The 23,121-nt window shown below is 45.4% G+C and carries 18 protein-coding genes, 2 tRNA genes, 3 rRNA genes and 1 pseudogene; 10 read left to right on the top strand and 14 right to left on the bottom strand.

Going from position 1 to position 23,121, the window contains the following annotated elements; all coding sequences use genetic code 11:
- Nucleotides 1–13: 13 nt before the first annotated feature.
- The 4 genes from ABDD95_RS09095 to ABDD95_RS09080 all read right to left on the bottom strand — a co-directional run bounded on the left by ABDD95_RS09095 (nucleotide 14) and on the right by ABDD95_RS09080 (nucleotide 4,718).
- A complete protein-coding gene (locus ABDD95_RS09095) occupies nucleotides 14–1,057 on the bottom strand; it encodes an AraC family transcriptional regulator (RefSeq protein WP_345951571.1) in 1,044 nt (347 codons plus the stop codon).
- Nucleotides 1,058–1,549: 492 nt separating this feature from the next.
- Nucleotides 1,550–2,272, bottom strand: a complete 723-nt coding sequence (locus ABDD95_RS09090; RefSeq protein ID WP_345951570.1) for a LytTR family DNA-binding domain-containing protein — start codon at nucleotides 2,270–2,272, stop codon at nucleotides 1,550–1,552.
- Nucleotides 2,269–3,306 (bottom strand): histidine kinase, encoded by a 1,038-nt coding sequence (locus tag ABDD95_RS09085; protein ID WP_345951569.1) that lies wholly within the window; start codon nucleotides 3,304–3,306, stop codon nucleotides 2,269–2,271. Before ABDD95_RS09085 ends, ABDD95_RS09090 begins: the two co-directional genes overlap by 4 nt.
- Nucleotides 3,303–4,718 carry an alpha/beta fold hydrolase gene (locus tag ABDD95_RS09080; RefSeq protein WP_345951568.1) on the bottom strand — a complete coding sequence of 472 codons (1,416 nt, stop codon included), beginning with the start codon at nucleotides 4,716–4,718 and terminating at the stop codon, nucleotides 3,303–3,305. Before ABDD95_RS09080 ends, ABDD95_RS09085 begins: the two co-directional genes overlap by 4 nt.
- A gap of 464 nt (nucleotides 4,719–5,182) precedes the next feature.
- Between ABDD95_RS09080 and ABDD95_RS09075 the strand changes: the two genes are divergently transcribed.
- From ABDD95_RS09075 to ABDD95_RS09040, 8 genes and pseudogenes are all read left to right on the top strand, one after another.
- On the top strand, nucleotides 5,183–6,196 hold the full coding sequence (locus ABDD95_RS09075; protein ID WP_345951567.1) for an SDR family NAD(P)-dependent oxidoreductase: 1,014 nt from the start codon (nucleotides 5,183–5,185) through the stop codon (nucleotides 6,194–6,196).
- Nucleotides 6,197–6,220: 24 nt separating this feature from the next.
- Nucleotides 6,221–7,048: an AraC family transcriptional regulator gene (locus ABDD95_RS09070; RefSeq protein WP_345951566.1), complete on the top strand. Its 828-nt coding sequence runs from the start codon at nucleotides 6,221–6,223 to the stop codon at nucleotides 7,046–7,048.
- 294 nt (nucleotides 7,049–7,342) lie between these two features.
- Nucleotides 7,343–8,128, top strand: a pseudogene (locus tag ABDD95_RS09065) (TonB-dependent receptor).
- 140 nt (nucleotides 8,129–8,268) lie between these two features.
- Nucleotides 8,269–9,105: an AraC family transcriptional regulator gene (locus ABDD95_RS09060; protein ID WP_345951565.1), complete on the top strand. Its 837-nt coding sequence runs from the start codon at nucleotides 8,269–8,271 to the stop codon at nucleotides 9,103–9,105.
- Between the two features lie 73 nt (nucleotides 9,106–9,178).
- Nucleotides 9,179–9,718 (top strand): YbhB/YbcL family Raf kinase inhibitor-like protein, encoded by a 540-nt coding sequence (locus tag ABDD95_RS09055; RefSeq protein ID WP_345951564.1) that lies wholly within the window; start codon nucleotides 9,179–9,181, stop codon nucleotides 9,716–9,718.
- Between the two features lies 1 nt (nucleotide 9,719).
- Nucleotides 9,720–10,640 (top strand): ketopantoate reductase C-terminal domain-containing protein, encoded by a 921-nt coding sequence (locus ABDD95_RS09050; RefSeq protein WP_345951563.1) that lies wholly within the window; start codon nucleotides 9,720–9,722, stop codon nucleotides 10,638–10,640.
- 83 nt (nucleotides 10,641–10,723) lie between these two features.
- On the top strand, nucleotides 10,724–11,320 hold the full coding sequence (locus tag ABDD95_RS09045) for a DUF1572 family protein (RefSeq protein ID WP_345951562.1): 597 nt from the start codon (nucleotides 10,724–10,726) through the stop codon (nucleotides 11,318–11,320).
- A complete protein-coding gene (locus ABDD95_RS09040; RefSeq protein WP_345951561.1) occupies nucleotides 11,283–11,648 on the top strand; it encodes a nuclear transport factor 2 family protein in 366 nt (121 codons plus the stop codon). The genes ABDD95_RS09045 and ABDD95_RS09040 overlap by 38 nt, the downstream gene beginning before the upstream one ends.
- 119 nt (nucleotides 11,649–11,767) lie before the next feature.
- Here the strand turns inward: ABDD95_RS09040 and ABDD95_RS09035 are convergent, their stop codons facing one another.
- Together ABDD95_RS09035 and ABDD95_RS09030 are read right to left on the bottom strand one after the other, a co-directional pair.
- On the bottom strand, nucleotides 11,768–12,685 hold the full coding sequence (locus tag ABDD95_RS09035; protein WP_345951560.1) for a helix-turn-helix transcriptional regulator: 918 nt from the start codon (nucleotides 12,683–12,685) through the stop codon (nucleotides 11,768–11,770).
- A gap of 91 nt (nucleotides 12,686–12,776) precedes the next feature.
- Nucleotides 12,777–13,544, bottom strand: a complete 768-nt coding sequence (locus ABDD95_RS09030) for an SDR family NAD(P)-dependent oxidoreductase (protein WP_345951559.1) — start codon at nucleotides 13,542–13,544, stop codon at nucleotides 12,777–12,779.
- Nucleotides 13,545–13,767: 223 nt separating this feature from the next.
- Here ABDD95_RS09030 and ABDD95_RS09025 point away from each other — a divergent pair, with 223 nt between their 5' ends.
- The gene (locus tag ABDD95_RS09025; protein WP_345951558.1) at nucleotides 13,768–14,508 is read left to right on the top strand and encodes an SDR family oxidoreductase; all 741 of its coding nucleotides are present in this window, start codon (nucleotides 13,768–13,770) and stop codon (nucleotides 14,506–14,508) included.
- Nucleotides 14,509–14,556: 48 nt separating this feature from the next.
- Nucleotides 14,557–15,465: a helix-turn-helix transcriptional regulator gene (locus tag ABDD95_RS09020; RefSeq protein ID WP_345951557.1), complete on the top strand. Its 909-nt coding sequence runs from the start codon at nucleotides 14,557–14,559 to the stop codon at nucleotides 15,463–15,465.
- A 36-nt stretch (nucleotides 15,466–15,501) separates the two neighbouring features.
- Here ABDD95_RS09020 and ABDD95_RS09015 read toward each other — a convergent pair whose 3' ends face one another.
- The 8 genes from ABDD95_RS09015 to ABDD95_RS08980 all read right to left on the bottom strand — a co-directional run bounded on the left by ABDD95_RS09015 (nucleotide 15,502) and on the right by ABDD95_RS08980 (nucleotide 22,474).
- Nucleotides 15,502–16,077 (bottom strand): Crp/Fnr family transcriptional regulator, encoded by a 576-nt coding sequence (locus ABDD95_RS09015; protein ID WP_345951556.1) that lies wholly within the window; start codon nucleotides 16,075–16,077, stop codon nucleotides 15,502–15,504.
- A gap of 16 nt (nucleotides 16,078–16,093) precedes the next feature.
- Complete coding sequence (locus tag ABDD95_RS09010; RefSeq protein ID WP_345951555.1) at nucleotides 16,094–16,447, bottom strand: DUF1330 domain-containing protein; 354 nt, start codon at nucleotides 16,445–16,447, stop codon at nucleotides 16,094–16,096.
- Between the two features lie 9 nt (nucleotides 16,448–16,456).
- Nucleotides 16,457–16,813 (bottom strand): isomerase, encoded by a 357-nt coding sequence (locus tag ABDD95_RS09005; RefSeq protein ID WP_345951554.1) that lies wholly within the window; start codon nucleotides 16,811–16,813, stop codon nucleotides 16,457–16,459.
- Nucleotides 16,814–17,218: 405 nt separating this feature from the next.
- Nucleotides 17,219–17,330, bottom strand: a 5S ribosomal RNA gene (gene rrf, locus ABDD95_RS09000).
- A 154-nt stretch (nucleotides 17,331–17,484) separates the two neighbouring features.
- Nucleotides 17,485–20,369, bottom strand: a 23S ribosomal RNA gene (locus ABDD95_RS08995).
- Between the two features lie 236 nt (nucleotides 20,370–20,605).
- Nucleotides 20,606–20,679, bottom strand: a tRNA-Ala gene (locus ABDD95_RS08990).
- Between the two features lie 21 nt (nucleotides 20,680–20,700).
- Nucleotides 20,701–20,775: transfer RNA gene (locus tag ABDD95_RS08985), tRNA-Ile, on the bottom strand.
- A gap of 178 nt (nucleotides 20,776–20,953) precedes the next feature.
- Nucleotides 20,954–22,474 (bottom strand): 16S ribosomal RNA (locus ABDD95_RS08980).
- Together the 16S, 23S and 5S rRNA genes with 2 tRNA genes alongside form the textbook arrangement of a ribosomal RNA operon.
- Between the last annotated feature and the right edge of the window lie 647 nt (nucleotides 22,475–23,121).

Below are 23,121 nucleotides of genomic sequence, written 5' to 3'. Positions count from 1 at the left end.
CACAAAAACAGTCCTATCCGGTAGAACCGTATCTTTTGGGCTTTAGCCCGTAATGCCTTTCAAACAAGCGGCTGAAATGACTGAGATTGGTAAAACCTAACTCATAACCAACTTCGGCAACCGAGCGCTTGCCCTGTTTAAGCAAGAAAGCCGCTTCCTCCATTCGCGCTTGTTGAAAATAATTATAGATGGTATCGCCAAAGGCCTGTTTAAAGAGCTGTTTTAGCTTAGTTTCACTCATGGCGGCGATCCCGGCTAGTTCAGACAGTACAGGTGGCGTGCTTAGGTCACTTAACACCTCATTTCGGATATGCAGCAACCTGGCAGCATCGGCGCTGTTGATGTTCTTGTGCGGTATGCTTTCGCGTTTTGATAATCTTTCAAATAACAGGTAAAGCAGCTCCTGCACCTTAACGTGCATATAAAATTGACTTAAACTATTACTTATATCCACTGCACCTAAATTCTTTTGTAGCAGGCGTATCTCTGCCGTCATCTTTTCCAGGAAAAGAAACGAATTTCCACTGCCTGTAATGGTTTCAATAGTAGTGTTCTGCTCCTTTAAGGCGAGCAGGCTTTTCAAGTATGCCGGAGAAACAGCAATGACCATGTAATGAATCATATAACCTGCCGGAAAGCGAATGGTAGAATTCAAATCGTTGGAGGTGACCTGAATCGCCGATTCGTCCCGCTCGGAGAACTGAATATGTGGATCGGAACCATAACTGATACCCAGCGGTTGTTCGTTACTATAAAAGAAAACAGTGATCAGTTCATTTCCCTGACCCGAAGCATTGCGCTTGATGATCAGGTCCTCTTTCAGCACATAATGGTGCTGGGTGATTTTAAATTCTGGCCCAAACGAAAGTTTGCGGATAGACCCATCCCCTAATGGTGCGGGGATAAGCATCAGGTCATTCTCTACTGTTGCGCCGATGTGCCGCGCGAAGTAGATCATGAAGTCGAAATCCGGTGTAGCGTTAAAGCTGAAGATCAATGTGCGTATGGTTTGCCTTAAAAATACAAAGATAATAACTAATGCTAGTGTGAATATCAAGGTTACATTTATGACAAGCAAAGGTATGTTCCGTAAAAATGTTGTGGTTAAGTACGGTCGCCTGCAGATTCTGTTTGATGAAAACGGATAGTTCATTATCAATAATAAAGATGATGTTTCCGACGCTATCTTTTTGTTACAAGGAAGATTATAGACCTGATACAGCAGAAACTCTTATTGTACATGCCGGTGAAACGATGACAAACGTTTTGAACACAGCCATGATACAGTATTGCTTTCACCAATAGTGGAAGTACAATTGCAAGCAACGAGCAGGTCGATCGAAGTCAGCAAATATCGAATGGCCTAATACCACAGACCCGCAGGTACAAGCTCGATAACCATTTACGGATTAAAACCTGATGGGAAATTTTAGAGACTTAAGCCATAAAATATTTCAGCGGATCTAAAGGAAAGCCATTCAAGGCTGTCTACTAATTTCACAAAGTGAATTTTCTGCTGAGAGTTCATATTCCATTTCTGTGAAAAGCGTCAATTTTTATCCAGTTCAACCCTCTCCTTAAATTTAGCAACCTGTCTTCGTGACACCTCAGTTGTGGCCCCATCGCTGAGTGTCACCTTAAGCCGGTTGCCAAAGGTCCGGCCCACTTTCAAGATATGCTTCAGGTTGATGATTTGCTGACGGTTTATCCGCATGAATTGTTTTGGATTAAGGGTATCTTCGAGTTGCTGGAGCGACCGCAGCATAAGCGGGTTTTGATCATCGAAGAAAACCTGGACATAGTTTCCTTTTGATTCAAACAAACGTACATTACCTAGTGGCACCAGCCAGGTTTTGTGCTGATCCTTGATAAAGATGCGGTGCTGTAAGTCATCCCCTGCCGGAGAAGTGGTGTTGACGCCAAAATGCGTGCACGCTTTCCGTATAGCCCTTGCCAGTCGCTCCGGAACAATGGGCTTTAGCAAATAATCAATAGCATGGTAATCATAAGACTGCAAAGCATAGTGCTCGAACGCTGTAGTGAAGATCACCGCCGGTAAATGTTCAAGCCTTTCAAGGATTTCGAAGCCGCTTGCGCCCGGCAGATGGATATCGAGAAAAACCAGGTCTGGCTTCACCAGCCGGATCAACTCTAAAGCTTTGTCGGCCGAATCAGCTTCCCCAACCAATAGGACATCACTATGCGCCCGCAGCAATTCTTTGATCTCTATACGGGCTAACCTTGAATCTTCTACAATGACTGCTTTAATCATTTTTGAATTTTTATAGTGACCACAACATTGGGTGGCAGCTCTTCAATGTGCAATGTTGCATTTTCTGCGTAGAGCAGCCGAAGCCTTTCTTTTATATTCTGCAAACCGATACCGAGATTTTCTTCCAACCGGTTTCTTTCGATCAGGGTACCCGTGTTTTTTATAACCAGTATAAGCTCATTATTTTCATGGCGAATATCGACCAGGATGTGGCCTCCCCTGCTTTGCAAAGCAATGCCATGTTTGATAGCGTTTTCAACTAATAATTGCAATATCATGGGAGGGATTGACTCTCGCAGGCAATCTTCATCTACTTGAATTTCATAAGTTAACCTTTCTTCGTACTGTATTTTAATCAGTTCAAGATACTGGGTAAGTATATTTACTTCTTCGGTTAAACTTATCTCCCGGCCGGTTGTGTGCTGAAGGGCATGCCTAAAAATCTCCGAAAACCTGGTGAGGGTTTGCCTGGCCAGTTGGGGATCTTCAAGAATCAAGGCCCGTATGTTGTTCAGCGCATTAAACAAAAAATGGGGATTAATCTGCGCCCTTAACGTTCCCAGCTGCGCTTGCCGCACTTCAGCCTCCAGCTGCCACTTCTCCACTTCCGTTGAATGATAACGCATGATGAGGTAATAACCGAGATAAACCGAATCCCAGGCCAGCATGATGCCCGTCAGCGGAACAATCTGAAACAAGATCGGTGCTATGGCAATTGTCCTTTGCCCAAGGAAAGCCAGCATCATCAGGATGAGAATAAAGAGCCACCCTAATGCCTGCACAAAAGCCGATGCAAATAAAAAAGCAATCAGCTTGGGAGCATCTATCTCGAGGTTTGCTTTGCGTTTTTTAAAATATACCCGGTAAAGGCTGGTTACCAGGAAACCGCCGGCACACATGCCAGCTAGGTTTAGATACAAATTCAAGTTACTGAACGACCCACTGGAATACTGGACGAGCCAGTTCAAAAAGCCTACGAGTAACCAGGAGGTAATTTGAACCGGCCAGAACCAGGATCGTTTGTGTTTGATCATTTCACTTGATTTATCCAGTCGCTCGCCTTGGTCAATGCAGACAGGTTGACTGTTTCATCTATCTGAGCATATTCGCTTCCGGCACCGGTGGTAGCCTGCTGCAAAAGATGATTTAAGCCGGGTAAAGGTACTATTTCAAAGTGTTTGTTCCCACCTTTTGTCAGCGCAGCTTTAATGCCGGCGAGATTTGCAGCACTTTGCACCTGCATATCCAGTGTCCCGTTGAGCGCCAGTACCGGGCAACGCAGTTTTTCCAGATTGCTGGCTGGGCGGTAGGATATAAAATAGCGGAACCACGGCGCATATAGCTGCCCAGCTGTTCTTTTTGCAATTTCTTCTATGCTTTGGCCACCAAGCGCATCTTTGGGTGTCGCCCGTAATTGTTGGTAGATCACCGTGTCCATTTTAACTTTGAATGCAGCATCAGGAAGCTCCTTATATCGGTTCATCGCCGCAAATAATTTTGTATTGCTGGATATTGATTGTTTAATGACATTTTCGGGAGCGCCTGATAAGCGCATCTGGTCCTTGCTTTGTTGCACCATGAGCTCAGTGATGGGTACACCCGGCGCTGCCAGTAAAACCACAAATCTGACCACTGGATTGCGCGCTGCAATCATGGGCGCTATCATCCCCCCCTCGCTATGCCCCATTAAACCTATAGCGGTGCCTTTAAGGTCGGGCCTGGATTGCAAATAGGCAATGGCCGCTTCAACATCATCCGCAAAATCCGCGCTGGTAGCCAAATTAAACCTGCCGGTTGATTTCCCAATGCCCCTGTCATCGTATCGCAATACCGCGATACCTTTCCTGGTCAGCCAATCGCTCCAAACCAGGAAGGGACGATGGTTAAACTGTGCTACTTCCTCATTGCGGTCCTGCGGACCGGAGCCACTGATGAGGATCACTACTTTTTTGGGCTTAGCGCCCGGGGGCAGGGTCAACGTTCCGGCTAGAACATTTCCGGCTTTTTGATTTTTAAAAGTAACTTCTTCCTGGCGGTAAGGAAATGATTCAGGGTCCTGCGGACGCTTGGCAGGTGCGGCCTTATTGTCGACAGGCTTGCTTGTTGTTAATTCCAACGGAAAGCTTGATGCCCCTTGTGTGAAAGTGCCGGTTATCTTATTGCTATCTGCCTTAAACCGGCCGGTGTAACTCATTGCAAACTTAAGAGCTTCAATGGTGAGTTGGTTATCAATTAGTGATGTTTTGTCGGTAGCTATCCCAGACGCTCCCTGATCTGGGCTATCCATTGTGGTTGAAAACCCGCCACCATTCTGCGTAATATGAAAGACCACATGAAGCGGCGAACCAGGTATTTTTAACGTACCGTACCAGGTGCCGGTAATGGTTTGCGCATGTGTAAACATTGCACCGAAAATTAGGAGGCAGGTTGACAGTATCTTTTTCATTTTTTTAATATTTAAGCCAAATATGCTCGAATCCGGCATTACCTGTTAGGGAATTATGTTGAACGGTCCTATAAAATGATGAGTGGTCGTATTTTATATGACAAGATGTATGGTAAGCCTGAATCTAGCTGGTTAAGGGCATGAGTACCGCTTCCATCCCAAACTGATCAATAGGTTTTGTTTGATAATCGGCCGTGTACTACGACCTATGCAATAGCAAAAGGCAAACTTTCTAAATTGTAGCTCATGAGCACGGTCATGTAGACACATAATATGATCGCTAAATATTTAATTGACGGGGTAAAGGAATAGAATAACTTTTTTGATTGATGATTGCACTTTCTCTATTAAATTTCCGTAATACTTAGTCATTTGACGCTCTCAACAAAGTAAATTGACCGTCTAAACAAAATCCGCCTTTTCCGATCCGCCTACATTTGTTCCATACATTTAATCATAATAAAATGGAAAAGAATAATTATCAGGGCTTATTACAGAAACCGATAGAATCGGGATTTAACGGAACAACGACAGCAAGCGAAGTGATCAATGGTATTGACCTTAACGGCAAGATAGCCATCGTAACAGGCGGCAATACAGGCATTGGTCTGGAAACGACAAGGGTACTTGCAGAAGCGGGCGCGACCGTGATCGTACCGGCAAGGGATACAGAAAAAGCCAAAAAAAATTTGCGTGGTATTCCAAATGTAGAAATAGAGGCAATGGACTTGATCAATCCTGATACCATCGACGCATTTGCTGAAAAATTCCTCACTTCTGGCAGACTGCTGCACCTGCTTATTAATAACGCCGGAATCATGTGGGTGCCCTTACAAAGAGACAGCCGCGGCATAGAATCACAACTGGCGACAAATTATTTGGGACAATACCAACTTGTGGCAAGGTTATGGCCGGCGCTGAAGGAGGCCAATGGTGCAAGAGTGGTCAATATATCTTCTTACGGTCATCAGATGGCCCCTTTCCATTTTGATGATCCTAACTTCGAACACAGAGAATACCAAACACTCTTAGGGTACGGACAATCAAAAACAGCCAGCAATCTGTTTGCGCTTGAATTGGACAATCGCGCCAGATCATTCAATGTCAGAGCATATTCACTGCATCCTGGTTCTATTGCAGGCACAGAACTGGCCAGGGATGCTGATATGGAATTATTTAAGCAAATGGGCTTCTTTGACGAACTTGGCAATATGCGTCCTGAAATTCTGGCCAGATTAAAAACCATTCAGCAAGGTGCCGCTACTACGGTATGGTGTGCTACCAGTCCTTTACTGGATAACATTGGTGGGGTGTATTGCGAAGACTGCGACATCGCCGAATTAGACCTCGGAAACTTCGGTCAAGATAATGGTTTAGGAACAAGAGGCGTGCAGCCTTACTCGCTGGATGAAAGCAATGCCAAGAGGCTTTGGGACCTAAGCCGTGAAATGACGGGCATCGACTTTAAGGTAATTTAATCTTGATTTGATAACTTTATCAAAATGGAACATATATCCAGATACCTTACCCAAGAGATTAAGCTTTCGTCATATGAAGACACGCTGTTTAAATCAGACCTGATGTTTGATGATCATATGCTTGTTTGGTTCATTTCCGGTGAAACAAAGATCATTCAATGGGACACCACCTTCTTTTTTAAAACTGGAGATATTTTTCTAATCCCGAGAAACCAGCTGGCAACCATCATCAATTATCCGAAAAACGGACAGCCGCATAAAACGGTGGTAATGCATCTTTCCACCGAACGGTTGAAGAAGTTCTATGAACATGCCGACGTTAAAAAGCCGTCACAGCCGGAACAAAAAATCTACTGCTTCAGTAACCATCCCTTATTGAAAAGCTGCCTCGCCTCGTTAATCCCTTATTTTGAGGTGGAAGGTGCATTTCCTGAGAGCCTGGCCTCGTTAAAGATCACCGAAGCCATCAGCATCCTGCGGATGATATATCCGGGGGTTGACAGCGTACTGGCCAATTTCGACGCGCCAGGCAAGGTTGACCTCATTAGTTTTATGCAGCGCAACTTCATGTTCAACATGTCGCTCGAAAAATTGGGCTATCTTACCGGGCGCAGCTTGTCAACCTTTAACCGAGATTTCAAAAAGCTTTTTAACACGACACCGCAAAAATGGCTAACTGAAAAAAGGCTCGAGCTCGCGTACTATCATCTAACCGAAAAGAAGAGGAAACCTACCGAGGTTTATCTTGAAGTTGGCTTTGAAGATTTATCTCATTTTTCATTTATTTTCAAAAAGAAGTACGGCGTTCCACCCAATCAGCTGCTTTTAGGTGGTGACGGAACACGATCGTGATAACCTAAAAGTAGTCATAACGGACAATAGACGTCTCGTCCACTTTGCTGCCTTTTTAATTAATTAAAACTACTCCCTTTCACAATAGTGAAGTGCTACGCGTAGGTTTTTAAAAAGCTGTGTAGTTTCCAGTTTTCGCTTAAAGTTCTCAGGCAGGCTGCCGCATCAAGTAAATTTCTGTCAATACCGCCATAAGGGGTACACTATTAATTGCATTATTTGCATACTATCCGCATCAGTACTGTTTGGGCAGAACGCTTCCGTTAAGGGTAATGTGTTGGACGGGTTGACACCATAGGTAAGGGTAAGCCGGGAAGCGGTTACCCTACTAACTTTGAGCTGAACCCCATACCTGAACGCGAACACTCGGAAACCCTGGAACAAGGTGACCCGGACCTGAAGCCAGAGTTTGTAGACCTAGCGGAATTGGGGCTAATCAGAACATTCACTAAAGGTTCATTCTTTACAACGCTATACTATTAAAACATCAAAAATCCTATACAGCGAGTAAACAGCGTATATACCGATACCATTCTGAACCGCGTGTTTACCAATGCAGATCGGGCAAGATCTATTGGGTTAGAGATTGGAACCAATGTGCAACCGGTAAAATGGTGGAGCTTATACTTGGCGGGCAACGTTTATAATTATAAGATTAATGGTACGCTTAACATCGTTGGTGTAAGCTCTTACGTCTCTAATGCTAATTGGGTGTATTCTGTTAACGCCAACACTAACTTTAAGCTCGGTGCCGCCTGGAACCTGCAAGGTAATGTTAATTACCTATCGCGCAGGGCAACGGCCCAAGGTGAAGATTCACGGTTCTTGGTGCCCAATACGTCCCTAAAGAAAACGTTCCTAAACGGCCGTTTCGCTGCTACGCTGCAATGGCAGAGTATGGATCTGGGCTGGAATACCTCAAACAAACAGCGCATCACCACCAGGAGACGCGACTTTTATACTACAACCAACTACATTTACGAAACGAACGTATTCCTGCTTAATTTCAGCTTTAATCTTAACAAATTAACCGGAAAAGCAAAGCTGCCGAACAGCAAATTTGGAGATAAGGAGTTTTAATCGTTTCACTTATGGAAGTTGCACTATAAGCGTAGCCAGTATCGTAGCTATTGATGCATTAATTGGCTTACAAAGCTAATGGTACTGACTGTTTTTATTATTTTGCCATTTTAAGTAAAATCTTGTCCGTACGTAACCATATGGAAATTTTTCAGGTGCCCGACGTTACCATAAACCAACCGCAAATTACCGCTGGTGAGGTGCGATTTGTAGATTATAAGGATATGGGCGGTCCGTTCAGAAACCGTGTGCTTTTTAAGCAGTATGCCTTCAGTTTTGTTCAAAACGGGCAAAAGCAAATTTACCGTGCAGAGGGAAGCACCATTTTAAAATCAGGGCAGGGAATGCTGATACCTGAAGGGCATTCTATTATAGCCGAACACAGCAATTCAAATGAACCCTATAACAGTATCATTATATTTTTTCCGGCCACGTTGGGTAAAGAGTTCATATCGTCCCGACAACAAAAGAACAACCGCAAAACAAATCTTGTTCCTTATATACATTTTAACGTCGACAGTTATATTGATGAATATATACGAAGCCTGAAGGCACTGATTATGAGGGGTCAAAAACTTTCTTTAGAATTAGGTAGTATTAAAGTACACGAGCTGCTGACCGCTTTATATGATCTTCATCCCGAACTGCTCACTTCCCTATTTAATGATCAGCATAATTTGTCACTAATGGGCATCATCGAACAAAACTTGTTCAAAGAACTTAGTATTGACGAACTTGCCTTCCTCGCAAACCGTAGTCTTTCATCCTTTAAGCGCGATTTCATAAAAACGTACGGCTTGCCGCCGCAGCAGTACATCCGTAATCGTAAATTGGAAATTGCAGGCAATGAACTTTTACAAGGAAGATTAGCCAGCGAGCTTTACCTGGACTATGGTTACCAGCATTTATCTAACTTTACTACAGCATTTAAAAAGAAGTTTGGCGTTACACCGTCGCATTACCGCAGCTCGTCGTAATCTGAACTTTTTGCAAAAAGCTTTGAGCTTTTCGCAATAATTAGTCGGTACCATTAGCGCCGATATTTGAGCCATGAAAAAAATCATGGTTTTCATTTTCCTGGTTGCCGTTTATAGCAGTCTTTTTGCACAAACATTTACACTGGCCAGTAAAGATCTTGGCGGGCAGTTCACAAACGAATTTGTGGCGGGCAATTTTGGTTGTAACGGTGGTAACCGTTCTCCGGAACTACACTGGTTTAACGCGCCGGCCGGAACCAAAAGCTTTGCCGTTACCATGTATGATCCCGACGCACCTACGGGCAGCGGGTTCTGGCATTGGGTGGTTATCAACATACCCGCTTCGGTTAACCAGTTAAAGCAAGGTGCCGGCAATCCTGACCTGAAAGTATCCCCCACCGGTAGTCTGCAAAGCCAAAACGATACTGGTGCACCCGGTTACCAGGGCCCTTGTCCCGATGGTGATACACCACATCGGTATCTGATAACCGTTTATGCGTTAAACACCGATAAGCTGGCTGCACCACCAAATGCTACGGCTGCACTAACTGGCTTTATGTTAAATAAGGCGGCAATTGCAAAAGCATCGCTGATCATTTACTGTAAAAAATAGGATGGCCGGGCGTATACATATCGTAGGATCCGGTGCAATAGGTAAAGCACTTGCTGTATGCCTGCTGAACGCCGGGAAAGATGCCGTATTAGTTAGAACCAGTGTAGACGGCGAGCCAGACAAAACAGAAACTATCAGACTGAACCTTCCTTATAACGGTAGATTGTTTGCCAATGTGACGATTAAAACGTTCAGTTCGCTTGATATGGCCCACGGCATCTTCATAGTGTGTAGTAAATCGTTCGTGAATGAAATGATCGCCCTGAAGCTGACGAATTTTGCCCTGAATGCACCGGTGATCTTACTTCAAAACGGCCTGAACGTTGAACGTGCTTTCGTAAACAAAGGGTTTACCCAATTATATCGCTGTGTATTAATGGTAACCAGCCAATTTGAAGGCGAGAGCGAACTGCGCTTCCGGCCGGTAGCTGCTTGTCCGATAGGGATAGTTGCAGGCAACGAAGATCTTAGCGCTCATATGGTGGAGCATCTGCATACATCGTGGTTCCCTTTTCGGTGCGAAGATCAGATTAACAAGTTTGTTTGGCAAAAAGTCATCATTAACTGCATTTTTAATTCTATTTGTCCTTTGCTGGAGACGGATAACGGTGTTTTTCATCGGGAGCCGGCGGCCATGCAGATAGCAGACCGCATCATTAAAGAGTGTGTTGATGTAAGTGTCCATTCAGGAATAGAACTCAATATTAAAGACGTGAGAGCGGCCTTTCTATTGGTAAGCCGCGCTGCTGACGGACAGATTATTTCAACTTTGCAGGATATCCGTAATAAACGGCCAACCGAAATGGAAAGCTTAAACCTGGAAGTTGCAGCCATTGCGCATTCAGGTGGTCTTGAAAACAAGGTGAACATCACCCGCACGCTGGGTGAGCTAACAGCGCTTAAGTCAATTTTAAATCGCTGAAGCAACTTCACAGTTCATCAGCACTTTTTTCACTTAGCTATAGCCGTAAAAAAACTAAATTGCTTTTTTAAACTACCAATACTATGAACAATGAATATTTGCAAAGCGCCATAAAGCAGTTTGAATATTACAAAATGCTTGGTGAAAAAACATTTGAGCAGTTGACCGATGATCAATTGTTTTGGCAGGCCAATGTGGAAAGTAATAGCATTGCTGTTATCGTTAAGCACCTATCGGGAAATATGCTAAGCCGATGGACGGACCTGTTGACCACAGACGGTGAGAAACCGTGGCGCGATCGCGACGCAGAGTTCAATAATAATGACATGATATCACGAAGTGACATGCTGAATTGCTGGAACGAGGGGTGGCAAACGCTCCTGGATGCACTTTACGCATTACAACCCGGCGATCTGGAAAAGATTATTTACATCCGTAACCAGGGCCACTCTGTACTGGAAGCCATTAACCGGCAACTTGCACATTATCCATATCATATTGGTCAAATCGTTTTCATCGGAAAAATGCTTGCTGGCCAATGGACTTCATTGTCGATACCAAGGGGTAAATCGGTAGGCTATAACACCGATAAATTCAGTAAGCCAAAAAGACGGCAACATTTTACAGACGAGATACTAAGCAATGGAAAGCAAAACGATGACACAGCAACAGGCAAATGAGTTTGCCAGGCAATGGATAGGTGCCTGGAACAGTCATAACATTGATCAGATCATGGAACATTACACCGATGACGTTGAATTTTATTCTCCGATGATTATCCAGCTCGGTTTTGACAGCAGCGGCAAAATCAATGGCAAACCCTTATTACAGCAATATTTTCAGATAGGTTTAACTGCCTACCCCAACCTTAGCTTTCAACTCCGCCATGTGCTTTACGGTATTAACTCGCTCGTAATTCACTATCAAAGCGTAAATAAAAAGTTGGCGTCCGAATTAATGCAGTTAAATGAATTATCAAAAGCCGCCTGCGTAATGTGCCATTATTAAACCACTCACTGTTCGGTACAACGGTAAAAATACTTTTCATTAAAAACTCTAATATTCGTTTAAGCCAGCACCGGTTATTAAGTGGTTACAGAGTACCTTCGAACGAAAATCTTAAATAATTAATTAAAAGATGATCTGAACTGCAAAGGTGATACTAGTGTTTTTATCTTGAACAACCTGCTAAAAGATTGAGAATGCTCAAAGCCTAACTGAAAGGCCACTTCACTTACAGTGAGGTTGGTAGTAGTCAGCAATTCTTTTGACCGCTCGATCAACTTTTCATGAATATGCTGCTGTGCGTTCAAACCGGTGAGCGAACGGAGCATATCACTTAAATAGTTTGGCGTATAGTTTAACTGCTCAGCCAGTTGTTGTACAGTTGGCACACCGTAATTAACGGGCCCGCCTTCCTTGAAGTAAGTATCGAGTTTGTGTTCTACCTGCTGGAGCAGGTCGCTGGTGGCTGCCTGCCGTGTAAGAAACTGACGCTTGTAAAACCGCTTGGCATAGCTTAACAGCAACTCGATCTGCGCAATAACCACTTCATGGCTAAAATCATCTATTCGACTGTTCAATTCTTCCTGAATGATTGTAAAGATTGCCGACACCGTAGTTCTTTCCTGCTCCGAGAGGTGAAGGGCTTCATTCGAGGAGTAAGAGAAGAATCCATATTGTTTAATCTTTGAGGCAAGCGGATAGCCCTGCAGAAAATCCTGATGAAAGATTAGTGAATAGCCCTCGTTTCCCTTGTAAATCGCCGTACTACCCACAACTTGATTGGGAGCAGTGAAAACCATGCTTCCTTCATCAAAGTCATAATAGCCCTGTCCATACCTGAATTTACCGCCTAACTTATTTACAAAAGAAATTTTGTAAAGCGTAGTTACGTAGCTTACTGGCAGCCAGCTCAGGTTAATCTGCTCTTCCCTGGTATCCAGCAGAGTAATTAAGGGGTGAGCCGGTCCCGGAATGTCGAGCATACGGTGTATCTCAGTGATCGATTTCAGTTTAACAACTTTTGGTGTGTTGTTTTTCATGCTGTAAGATAATAAAATACGACCGGAGCCTATTTCAGCTACCGGTCATATTTAAAGTAGATGTACGTTTATCCGCTACCCTTAAGCAGTGTTACCAAGGCAACGGACCTTCAGGGCCGGTAAAGCTGCCGGTAGGGCCGTCTGTTTCCAGAGCTACCCGTATCGGTTCACGTGAGCCAACTTCCAAACTGTCCGTACCCTGAAAATTATTTAACGCGGTAGCTGTGTAGCCGGGGCTGCTAGCGTTCACCTTGATGCCTTCTTTTTCCAACTCCAAGGCAAAAGCCAGCGTAACAGCATTCAGGGCGGTCTTGGAGGCGGCATAGACAATGCCGAAATTCTCTCTTGCCCAACATGCCGGGTCAGATATCCAGGTCAATGAACCTAGCCCGCTTGACACATTAACGATGCGTGCCGCTGATGACTTGCGCAACAAAGGCAAAGCAGCCTGGGTAACGGCGATAACGCCGAACACGTTAGTTTCCCACACGGTGCGCACTTCATCTAATGACACATTAACTGCCCTACCGGATGCCATAACCTCTTCCACCGTACGGCCGGGCTCACCGGCATGCGCAATACCAGCGTTATTGACCAGCAGGTCCAGCCGGCCATATTCCTTTTCGATACGTTCCACTGCTGCATTGATAGTTTGCTGATCCGTAACGTCCAGTTGAATTGCTTTCGCATTCTCGCCTATTTGGGCGGCTGCCTTTTCACCGTTCTTCAATTTACGTGAACCCAGGTAAACAATATAACCATTAGCAACTAGCGCTTTTGCAATCTCGTTGCCCACACCCTGGTTGGCACCCGTTACCAGTGCAACGGGTTGTTCTGTTGATGTTGTTTGACTTTCCATAAGAAGAAATGAATAAGATATAAGCAAAGGTGGGTATTCATTGTGGGGACACTGTAACCAAATCAAGGACATTTGTAACCTAAATGAAAAACGAGGAGTTCTTTGATATCATTACCATAAAAGGTAAATCTTTGCGCGCTTCACTAAAACGACTACACATCTGGCAATTTCGGCTACACGAAGTTCTATCCATTTTTTGAAATTTGCTTTATATAAGATGCTTATGAACAACGGAATCCAGAATAAAGTAATCGCAATAACCGGCGCCAGCAGCGGTATAGGCAAAGCAACTGCAGAGTTATTGGCAGCCCAGGGTGCAAAATTAATTTTGGGCGCTCGCCGGGCAGACCGGCTTAAAACGATTGTTGAAATTATTGACCAAAAAGGCGGTAAAGCTGCCTTTTTGGAAATAGACGTGACCAACCGTGAAGATCTCGTTAAACTGACGGCATTAGCGGTAGAGAAATTTGGCAGGCTTGACGTCATGATTAACAACGCCGGGGTCAGCCAATTATACAAGATGGAAGACCTGGATGTGGAAGGCTGGGAACAAATGATCGACGTTAACTTAAAAGGCACCTTGTATGGGATCGCTGCGGCATTGCCCATTTTTAAGGGACAAGGTACCGGTCACATTATCAATGTGATCTCTACGGCAGGCATCAGCATTGTACCCACCATGGGTGTTTATGCCGGAACTAAGAATGCAGTCCGTACTATCAGCGAAGCGTTACGCCAGGAATCGCAGGGCCGCTGGCGGGTAACCGGTATCTCGCCGGGTTATGTGGCTACCGAATTTGCGAGTAACATAAAGAACGAGGAAATTAGGGACACCATTCAGCAGAATGCAGATCAGATGGCCATCCCTGCCGAAGCCGTTGCAAATGCCATAGCCTACGCCATTAAGCAACCAGACAATGTGGACGTGGGCGATATGGTTATCCGCCCGTCCGTTCAAGGTTAAACCTGTATCTTTATAGTGATTGCTAGGATGACAAAATACAAAGCCTGAATGGACAAGCCGTTAAAATTTAACAACATAAGCGACCTGATGCGCAGGCTGAGTTTAACTCCGCCTGCACATCCGATGATGACATTAGTCAACTATGATCAGGTAAAGATTGACCTGCGTGACGCCGGCAGCTGGTTCATGCTGGACTTTTACAAGATCACTTTCAAAAAAGATTTTCATGGTAGTGTTAAATACGGGCCGGGCACCTATGATTTTAAAGAAGGTGGCATGGCTTTCTTAGCACCGGGCCAAGTTGTACAAATGACTGCCAATCCCAAGGACTATGAGGGTTACGCGTTATATTTTCATCCTGGAATGTTAGACGGTCATTCAATGGCAAACGGTATTCACAACTATGGATTCTTTGATTATGCAGTAGCTGAGGCATTGTTCCTGTCTGAGAAAGAAAAGCAGATTATTGAAACGCTTTTCGAGGCTATCGCAATTGAACTGGATAATTCAATTGATCAGTACAGCGAGAATGTACTTGTATCCCAACTCGAACTGTTACTCAACCATAGTGACCGTTTTTATAACCGACAGTTTCTGACCCGGAAGAACATGCACCATGACCTAATCGGCCGCATGAACATTTGGTTGAACGAGCGTTTTAACGGTACAGATCCGTTGATCAACGGATTACCTTCACCACAGGATATCGCAACGCATTTGAATGTGTCACAGCGTTACCTTTCAGATATGCTTAAAACACTCACCGGTAAAACCACCCAGCAGCATATTCATTTGGCGCTGATAGAGAAAGCAAAAGTGTTATTAAATCAAACCAATTTGACCACAGCAGAGATCGCTTATCATTTGGGTTTCGAGCATCCACAATCATTTAATAAATTATTCAAACAGCGCACCAGTGTTTCGCCCGTACAGTTTCGGCGTGACCGGCTAAACTAAAATTGAAAGCGGTCATTTGCGAGGCAACGGGTTAGATCACAAATCCTTCTCTTTGCGCATCATACTTAGGAACGCCGCGGTTATGCCGAGGTAACTGGCAATATGCTTTTGGGATATGCGCTGTTCGAGTCCCGGGTAATGCCTGCGGAATTCACGGTAACGCTGCTCGGCTGTTTTTGACAGGTTTGAAGTAACCCGCCGCTGGAACATATCAAATCCATTTTGTGTGAGGATGCGGAAAAAACGCTCGAACCTGGGCACCTCGGCAAACAACCGTTCGAGCGCTGGTAAAGAAAAGTAACAAACTTCTGTATCTTCCAGTGCCTGGATAGAGTTGGTGGCAGGCTTGGCTTTAAAAAAACTTACGATATCACAAGCCCACCAATTCGCGGGATAAAAGCAGAGGTTGTGTTCCTGCCCGTCCTTATCGGTGTGGTACATGCGCAGGCAGCCTTCGTTAACAAAATAAATATGCCGTTCTACTTCGCCGGGGCATACCAGTATGCTGCGTTTGGCAACTGTATTGCGTTGCAACAAGGCAAGCACTTGCGCCTGTTCATCAGGCGCAAGTGCAATATGCAAGGCAAAGTTTAACAAGATAAGTTCAGACATGTAGCAAGTATAACTCTTAAAAGTCAGTTTTGCGCGTCATGAACAATTTCAACTCCGCTGTTCCAGCCTCACGAAGCGGGTTAGCTATTTCGTGATAGAGTTCGCTTTGCGCAATGGTTTTGAACGCTTCCGCACTAGGATATTCCACTATCACAATCTCGTCCCATTGCTCGTCTTCGTCGGCAACAACGTTGGCCACGACCTCGCTCACCAGTTTTACATTGACACCTTCAATACCCAGTTGCTGCACCACTTGGTTAAATGCAGGTATATACTGTTCAAAGTAAATCTTTTTATCCCTAAATTTGATCATGTTCAGCATCAAAACAGGCCCTTGGCCCGGCTCGATATTCGGTAATGTGATCATCATGATCTTCTGCTAAAAAAAGCCTATGATACGGGTAATGCGGTTCTCGCTGTCAAATTCAAAATAATCCATACCCTCAACCGGGTATCCTTCGGGACGGATGGCCAGCCAACGGAATCGGCCGCTTTGATGATGTGTTTGCGGCTCAGCCAGTACCTGAAACTTTCTTGGCCCCATCTGTCCGTACGAACTGATGATCAGGTCGGTGATCGCGTTTGGTCCGGTAATGGTATCCGTTAAGCGATCAGTATAAGTGCCCTCCGGCGCCCAGCACTTGCTGATCTTTTCAAGGATGGCTTCATGTTCGGTCTCATTCCATGTACTCGTGTAAGTGATAATGGTTTCTTCGATACTTTTGATGTTTTCCATAAAGCAAAGGTCGGGGTCCTGTACCGGAAAAAAGTTCAGGTAGTTGAAGAGTTTAAATGATAGTGCCTATAATGTTATAGGCGTTAATGATTGTTCGCAGAACCGTTTTTTATGTTTCAGTGTCTAACCACAAAAGTTTAAATAGCGGGACGTATCATTAATCTTAGCCTCACTAAGTTAAGTTCACAACGCAGTGATTGACTAGGACTGTTTGCCCTTATCTCCGTGCTGCTGCACTGCAGATAATCCATAGGGTTGAACATGCTACCTGGAAGGCTGGGAAGCTATGGTGTAAGCGGGGAATAAGTTGAGTGGAGGCTGTTTTGAAACAATCAGCGAGGTGTGTTAGGCTATAAAAGCAGAAAACCCCCTGTAATGCTTAGTTACAGGGGGTTAACTGAAAAGGTTTGGCGCCGACCTACTCTCCCACATTTTACTGCAGTACCATTGGCTCTGGCGGGCTTAACTTCTCTGTTCGGAATGGGAAGAGGTGGACACCGCCGATATAGGCACCTGAATATTTTTAATGTTTTTGAGCAGTCCTTTATGAAACGGACTACCTTAAACAATGACAATAATTGAAAGAAGTAATGTTAGTTCTGAGTAAACAACAGCACATGTTGTTTTTGATGGTATGGTGTGACCGGAAAGATCACACCACTTATCTGTTGACGAAGAAAGCTTCGGGCAATTAGTATTACTCGGCTATGATGTCACCACCTTTACACCTGTAACCTATCAACGTAGTAGTCTACTACGACCCTCAATGGAAGTCTCATCTTGTGGCTAGTTTCGCACTTAGATGCTTTCAGCGCTTATCTATTCCCAACGTAGCTACTCTGCAGTACAGCTGGCGCCATAACAGATTCACTAGAGGTTAGTCCAACCCGGTCCTCTCGTACTAAGGTCAGCCCCACTCAAACTTCCAACGCCCACAACAGATAGGGACCGAACTGTCTCGCGACGTTCTGAACCCAGCTCGCGTGCCACTTTAATCGGCGAACAGCCGAACCCTTGGGACCTTCTCCAGCCCCAGGATGTGACGAGCCGACATCGAGGTGCCAAACCTCCCCGTCGATATGAGCTCTTGGGGGAGATCAGCCTGTTATCCCCAGCGTACCTTTTATCCTTTGAGCGATGGCCCTTCCATGCAGAACCACCGGATCACTATATCCGTCTTTCGACCCTGCTCGGCTTGTCTGCCTCACAGTCAAGCAAGCTTATGCTATTGCACTCCACGTACGGTTACCAAGCGTACTGAGCTTACCTTTGAAAGCCTCCGTTACCTTTTTGGAGGCGACCACCCCAGTCAAACTACCCGCCAAACAATGTCCTCTGCCGTGCAGAGTTAGACACCAAATACAGAAAGGGTGGTATTTCAACGTTGACTAACCGACTCCTAGCGAAGCCGGATCACAGTCTCCCACCTATCCTACACATCCTGTATCCGATATCAATGTTAAGTTGTAGTGAAGGTGCATGGGGTCTTTCCGTCCCGTTGCGGGTAACCGGCGTCTTCACCGATACCACAATTTCACCGAGCTCATGGCTGAGACAGCGCCCAGATCGTTACACCATTCGTGCAGGTCGGAACTTACCCGACAAGGAATTTCGCTACCTTAGGACCGTTATAGTTACGGCCGCCGTTTACCGGGGCTTCGATTCAATGCTTCGCCTTGCGACTAACATCCCCTCTTAACCTTCCGGCACCGGGCAGGTGTCAGGCCTTATACGTCATCTTTCGATTTTGCAAAGCCATGTGTTTTTGTTAAACAGTCGCCTGGGCCTTTTCACTGCGGCTGCCATTGCTGACAGCGCCCCTTCTCCCGAAGTTACAGGGCCATTTTGCCGAGTTCCTTAGCCATGAATCACTCGAGCACCTTAGGATTCTCTCCTCGACTACCTGTGTCGGTTTACGGTACGGGTTTTGATAACCTGAAGCTTAGCAGGTTTTCTTGGAAGTCTGATTACCATCACTATCACGCCACCCGAAGGCTTTGTGTACTATCAGCTTTCAGCAAACAATGCGTACTTTACTACATCGCCTATACCTACGGCCTTTAACGTTCTATTCCGTCAGAACGCGGATGTGTCACTACTCCGTCACTGCATCGCAGTTATCAAAAGTACTGGAATATTAACCAGTTGTCCATCGGAATCTCCACTCGGATTATCCTTAGGCCCCGACTAACCCTGATCCGATTAGCGTTGATCAGGAAACCTTAGTCTTTCGGTGGGCGGGTTTCTCTCCCGCCTTATCGTTACTTATGCCTACATTTGCTTTTCTATAACCTCCACATGCACTTGTCGTGTCATGCTTCGCCGGCGATAGAATGCTCCCCTACCAGTGTATATAAATATACAATCCATAGCTTCGGTATACTATTTAATGCCCGTTTATTATCCATGCCCGACCGCTCGACTAGTGAGCTGTTACGCACTCTTTAAATGAATGGCTGCTTCCAAGCCAACATCCTAGCTGTCTGTGCAGTCGGACCTCGTTAGTTCAACTTAATAGTAATTTGGGGACCTTAGCTGATGGTCTGGGTTCTTTCCCTCTCGGCCCTGGACCTTAGCACCCAGAGCCTCACTGCAGCGTATATTATTCAGCATTCGGAGTTTGTCTGGATTTGGTAGGATTTGACTCCCCCGCACCCAATCAGTAGCTCTACCTCTGTATAACTTTACCGCCACGCTGTTCCTAAAAACATTTCGGGGAGTACGAGCTATTTCCCAGTTTGATTAGCCTTTCACCCCTACCCACAAATCATCCGGAAACTTTTCAACGTTTATCGGTTCGGTCCTCCAGTACCTGTTACGGCACCTTCAACCTGTCCATGGGTAGATCACAAGGTTTCGCGTCTACCTCCTCTGACTGCACGCCCTATTCAGACTCGCTTTCGCTTCGGCTTCGTGTCTTAAACACTTAACCTTGCCAGAGAAGAGTAACTCGTAGGCTCATTATGCAAAAGGCACGCCGTCACAGAACAAGTCTGCTCCGACCGCTTGTAAGCACACGGTTTCAGGTTCTATTTCACTCCCCTGTTCGGGGTTCTTTTCACCTTTCCCTCACGGTACTGGTTCACTATCGGTCTCTCAGTAGTATTTAGCCTTACCGGATGGTGCCGGCAGATTCCTACAGGGCGTCTCCGACCCCGCAGTACTCAGGATTCTACTAGGTTATTATTCCTTACGCGTACGCAGCTCTCATGCTCTATGGCGGGCCTTCCCATGCCCTTCCGCTTCAGTTTAATATACCACATCGTAGTCCTACAACCCCCACTATGCCGTAACATGGTGGGTTTGGGCTGTTTCCCTTTCGCTCGCCACTACTCAGGAAATCACTATTGTTTTCTCTTCCTCTGCTTACTTAGATGTTTCAGTTCAGCAGGTTTGCGCATTATTGCAATCCATCTTCAATGGATTAGGTTTCCCCATTCGGAAATCTACGGATCAATTCATATTTGCTAATCCCCGTAGCTTATCGCAGCTTATCACGTCCTTCATCGCCTCTGAGAGCCAAGGCATCCCCCGTGTGCCCTTTCTTACTTTCTTCTACACATGCCGCTTTTGCTCGGCATGGTATGCTTTATTTAGATAGTTACTTTGTTATCAGGTTTTCCAGTTATTCCTTATCTGCCTTGCGGCTTATAAATAGTAACTTGATTACTTACTAACTCGTAACTGTCCTTCACTGTTGTTTTCTCAGTTTTACAATTACTTCTTCCAATATGTCAAAGAACTTTCGAATTAGACAGGCAAATGATTGCTCATTTGCTTATCACATCTGTGTGGAGAATAACGGATTCGAACCGTTGACCCCCTGCGTGCAAGGCAGGTGCTCTAGCCAGCTGAGCTAATTCCCCATAAAAGATTTCCCTTTGTAGTAGTCTCGAGCAGATTTGAACTGCTGACCCCTACATTATCAGTGTAGTGCTCTAACCAAACTGAGCTACGAGACTTTGTTTAATGGTTACAGCCACTCTATATATTATCTATATAGTACTGATATGGCTTTTCTTTTCTGGGTTTCTTCTTTTTTCTTCTAATCTTAAGAAATACATGTGCGTAGCAGGATTCTGTCTTTTTACTTACCTCTCTTTTTCGGCTCGTGTTACTTGGTACTGAATACTGCTCCAGAAAGGAGGTATTCCAGCCGCACCTTCCGGTACGGCTACCTTGTTACGACTTAGCCCCAGTTACCGGTTTTACCCTAGGACGCTCCTTGCGGTTACATACTTCAGGTACCCCCAGCTTCCATGGCTTGACGGGCGGTGTGTACAAGGCCCGGGAACGTATTCACCGCGTCATTGCTGATACGCGATTACTAGCGAATCCAACTTCACGGGGTCGAGTTGCAGACCCCGATCCGAACTGTGAATGGCTTTTAGAGATTGGCATCCTGTTGCCAGGTAGCAGCCCTCTGTACCATCCATTGTAGCACGTGTGTAGCCCCGGACGTAAGGGCCATGATGACTTGACGTCGTCCCCTCCTTCCTCTCTACTTGCGTAGGCAGTCTGTTTAGAGTCCCCACCTTAAATGCTGGCAACTAAACATAGGGGTTGCGCTCGTTGCGGGACTTAACCCAACACCTCACGGCACGAGCTGACGACAGCCATGCAGCACCTAGTTTCGTGTCCCGAAGGACTGATCCGTCTCTGGATCATTCACTAACTTTCAAGCCCGGGTAAGGTTCCTCGCGTATCATCGAATTAAACCACATGCTCCTCCGCTTGTGCGGGCCCCCGTCAATTCCTTTGAGTTTCACCCTTGCGGGCGTACTCCCCAGGTGGAATACTTAACGCTTTCGCTTAGACGCTGACCGTATATCGCCAACATCGAGTATTCATCGTTTAGGGCGTGGACTACCAGGGTATCTAATCCTGTTTGATCCCCACGCTTTCGTGCCTCAGTGTCAATCACACTTTAGTGAGCTGCCTTCGCAATCGGTGTTCTGTGACATATCTATGCATTTCACCGCTACTTGTCACATTCCGCCCACTTCAACTGTATTCAAGCCCATCAGTATCAAAGGCACTGCGATAGTTAAGCTACCGTCTTTCACCCCTGACTTAATAGGCCACCTACGCACCCTTTAAACCCAATAAATCCGGATAACGCTTGGATCCTCCGTATTACCGCGGCTGCTGGCACGGAGTTAGCCGATCCTTATTCTTACCGTACATTCAGCTCTCTTCACGAAGAAAGGTTTATTCCGGTACAAAAGCAGTTTACAACCCGTAGGGCCGTCTTCCTGCACGCGGCATGGCTGGTTCAGAGTTGCCTCCATTGACCAATATTCCTTACTGCTGCCTCCCGTAGGAGTCTGGTCCGTGTCTCAGTACCAGTGTGGGGGGTCATCCTCTCAGATCCCCTAGACATCGTCGCCTTGGTGGGCCGTTACCCCGCCAACTAGCTAATGTCCCGCATGCCCATCGTTGTCCTATAAATATTTGATCATTATGCAATGCTGCACTGTGATTTTATGCGGTGTTAATCTCTCTTTCGAGAGGCTATCCCCCTGACAACGGTAGGTTACATACGTGTTACGCACCCGTGCGCCACTCTCATGGGGAGCAAGCTCCCCAATCCCGTCCGACTTGCATGTATTAGGCCTGCCGCTAGCGTTCATCCTGAGCCAGGATCAAACTCTCCATTGTAAAATGTTTTGTTTGTATCCAGACCCTATTACTCAAAATAGAAATCTGATTATTTGTATATCTTTATACAGTATTCAGTGTAACTCCAATTTCGAAAGGTTTTCTTTTTTTTGATAGAGTCGACAACCTTAAGTTATCGCTCCCGCTACGCTACATGTTACTTCTTAAAAGAACTTTATCGCTTCCCCGTCACGGTTCCGCTTTTTATATCTGCTCATCCTAGCGATGAGTGATTTTGCTTTTGTTTTTCCCTCTCTTTCCGTCCGCTTTCGCTTTCGTTCCGTTTGGGAGTGCAAAGGTAACTAAGTTTTTGATTTCTCCAAAATTTATTTCTAAATTTTTTTGAGACTCCTCAAACAGCTTTTCGCCGTTTTTCTTATCCCTGTGCCGCTTTTCAATCTATTCCCGATCATTGCGATTGGGAGTGCAAAGGTAGAAATCTTTTTGACATCCCCAAAACTTTTTTTAAAGTTTTTTGTGATGCCCCGACTGGCTATCCGCCTCTCTTCGGATCTCCTCCTCTCTTGCTGACGCATCTTCCAATGCTTCAACAATCCTTCGCCCCTTTTCAATGTACTAACCGCATTCCTTCGTTTGCGGGTTGCAAAGGTAGCGCTTTTTTCCTTTTTATAAAACCTTTCTCCTCT

Source organism: Mucilaginibacter sp. PAMB04274 (assembly GCF_039634385.2).
Lineage (GTDB): Bacteria > Bacteroidota > Bacteroidia > Sphingobacteriales > Sphingobacteriaceae > Mucilaginibacter.
Note: the sequence above shows the minus strand (reverse complement) of the source record. Positions and strands in the feature narration are given on the sequence as shown.

Bases quoted from the DNA above. Each gene is read 5' to 3' on its own strand.
- ABDD95_RS09090 (WP_345951570.1), bottom strand. From the start codon at position 2,272: ATGATTAAAGCAGTCATTGTAGAAGATTCAAGGTTAGCCCGTATAGAG.
- ABDD95_RS09085 (WP_345951569.1), bottom strand. From the start codon at position 3,306: ATGATCAAACACAAACGATCCTGGTTCTGGCCGGTTCAAATTACCTCC.
- ABDD95_RS09080 (WP_345951568.1), bottom strand. From the start codon at position 4,718: ATGAAAAAGATACTGTCAACCTGCCTCCTAATTTTCGGTGCAATGTTT.
- ABDD95_RS09075 (WP_345951567.1), top strand. From the start codon at position 5,183: ATGGAAAAGAATAATTATCAGGGCTTATTACAGAAACCGATAGAATCG.
- ABDD95_RS09070 (WP_345951566.1), top strand. From the start codon at position 6,221: ATGGAACATATATCCAGATACCTTACCCAAGAGATTAAGCTTTCGTCA.
- ABDD95_RS09060 (WP_345951565.1), top strand. From the start codon at position 8,269: ATGGAAATTTTTCAGGTGCCCGACGTTACCATAAACCAACCGCAAATT.
- ABDD95_RS09055 (WP_345951564.1), top strand. From the start codon at position 9,179: ATGAAAAAAATCATGGTTTTCATTTTCCTGGTTGCCGTTTATAGCAGT.
- ABDD95_RS09050 (WP_345951563.1), top strand. From the start codon at position 9,720: ATGGCCGGGCGTATACATATCGTAGGATCCGGTGCAATAGGTAAAGCA.
- ABDD95_RS09045 (WP_345951562.1), top strand. From the start codon at position 10,724: ATGAACAATGAATATTTGCAAAGCGCCATAAAGCAGTTTGAATATTAC.
- ABDD95_RS09040 (WP_345951561.1), top strand. From the start codon at position 11,283: ATGGAAAGCAAAACGATGACACAGCAACAGGCAAATGAGTTTGCCAGG.
- ABDD95_RS09035 (WP_345951560.1), bottom strand. From the start codon at position 12,685: ATGAAAAACAACACACCAAAAGTTGTTAAACTGAAATCGATCACTGAG.
- ABDD95_RS09030 (WP_345951559.1), bottom strand. From the start codon at position 13,544: ATGGAAAGTCAAACAACATCAACAGAACAACCCGTTGCACTGGTAACG.
- ABDD95_RS09025 (WP_345951558.1), top strand. From the start codon at position 13,768: ATGAACAACGGAATCCAGAATAAAGTAATCGCAATAACCGGCGCCAGC.
- ABDD95_RS09020 (WP_345951557.1), top strand. From the start codon at position 14,557: ATGGACAAGCCGTTAAAATTTAACAACATAAGCGACCTGATGCGCAGG.
- ABDD95_RS09015 (WP_345951556.1), bottom strand. From the start codon at position 16,077: ATGTCTGAACTTATCTTGTTAAACTTTGCCTTGCATATTGCACTTGCG.
- ABDD95_RS09010 (WP_345951555.1), bottom strand. From the start codon at position 16,447: ATGATGATCACATTACCGAATATCGAGCCGGGCCAAGGGCCTGTTTTG.
- ABDD95_RS09005 (WP_345951554.1), bottom strand. From the start codon at position 16,813: ATGGAAAACATCAAAAGTATCGAAGAAACCATTATCACTTACACGAGT.